2 protein-coding genes are annotated in these 1,543 nt (G+C 32.7%); both read right to left on the bottom strand.

The window, feature by feature from the left end; all coding sequences use genetic code 11:
* The coding region (locus ACX6CF_RS26000) for a binary toxin-like calcium binding domain-containing protein (protein WP_458788294.1) at nucleotides 1–391 on the bottom strand (391 nt) is incomplete at its 3' end.
* 398 nt (nucleotides 392–789) lie between these two features.
* The coding region (locus ACX6CF_RS25995) for a hypothetical protein (RefSeq protein ID WP_458788293.1) at nucleotides 790–1,543 on the bottom strand (754 nt) is incomplete at its 5' end.

Genomic DNA, 1,543 nt, shown 5'->3' with positions numbered 1-1,543 from the left:
CAGGATTATTTTTTGCTATAGGATCTATAGGAGAATGTAACCCACTACCAGCTAATTTACTCCTATCATCATAAGGATCTCCTGTAGTGGAGGCAGAATTAGGATCTGATTTATGATATTTGTTATTTTCATTACCATCCCACGGGACTATATTATTTTCATTATCTATCATATATCCATTCAATTCAAGGTAATCTGATATACCATCATCATCAGAGTCTTGATATGTAGAACTACTTAATAAGGTATCTGTTGGTAGGTTGTTTGAAGAGCTGGTCTCAGCAAAAGATGAGGTTGGTAAAAAAATCATTTGTAATATAATCAGTATTATAAATATCTCACTTAAAAATTTGTTTTTAGTAAGTTTTGTTGCTGTATCATTCTTGTTCATTAGTTATTTTCCTCCTTAATATTGATTGAAAATATTTTTTGGTATAACTTTTCAAGTAAAAATAATTATTTAATTGTATGATATTTTAAATATATTTAAATATTTATTTTATAGTTTTTTTACAATAAATAATTATTACAATAAATAAAATTTTATTTAAAACAATCTTTTTTCCAACCTATAACTATTAACTCCTTTCTTTTTAAATTATATTTTAATTGTTCCGAATAATTTTGTCAATTAAAATTTTTATTTGTCATTGATAACTATAGTAATGTCATCTTTGTTAGAAAAACACAAAAAAATGCCGGGAGAATATTTCTAATGATAAAACAAAAGCCTAGAACCCTTGTTTGCAAAGATTTTCTAGACTTTTTGTTATTTTGACCTTTTTACAATTAAGATCTTTCAACATCAGCTATTTTACATATAGTAAGTGCAAAATAATCTTGCATAACACCTGCTCCTGGAGGTTTTACTAAGACTATACCAACACCTACATCTACTATAGTAAGGTTCTGAATATTATCAAATCCACCATCAGCAAGTGTATCAATATTAACATTAATAGTCTGTAGTTCAACTAATTCTTCTCTCAATGGGGCTTCACAACATTCGCACTCTCCAAGAATTGGCGTTGTTGGTGTTGTTAAACCTTCTATCAATTCTTCTTCTGTAATTTCTGTTGTATTTATTGTGAACATTAATCCTACTAACTGACATATAGGAATAATAAAATCTCCTATTTCGGTAATATGATTAACTACTTGTGTCAATGGATTTTGATTTGTCCGTGGCATTTGAGTTGTTGTTGCAAAATCTACTGTTAGGATACCTAAATCTATTAGATTATCAATAAATTTATCCCATGGCTCAACACAACATTCACATAAACCTGCTCCCGGTGGACCAGTATCACCCGTTGGGCCAGTATCTCCTGTTGGACCTGTTTCTCCTGTTGGACCTATTGGACCGGTATCTCCCGTTGGACCTGTTTCTCCTGTTGGACCTATCGGACCAGTATCTCCTGTTGGACCTGCTGGACCGGTATCTCCTGTTGGACCTGCTGGACCGGTATCTCCTGTTGGACCTGCTGGACCGGTATCTCCTGTTGGACCTGCTGGACCAGTATCTCCTGTTGGACCTGCTGGA

This window comes from Vallitalea sediminicola, assembly GCF_054408565.1.
Note: the sequence above shows the minus strand (reverse complement) of the source record. Positions and strands in the feature narration are given on the sequence as shown.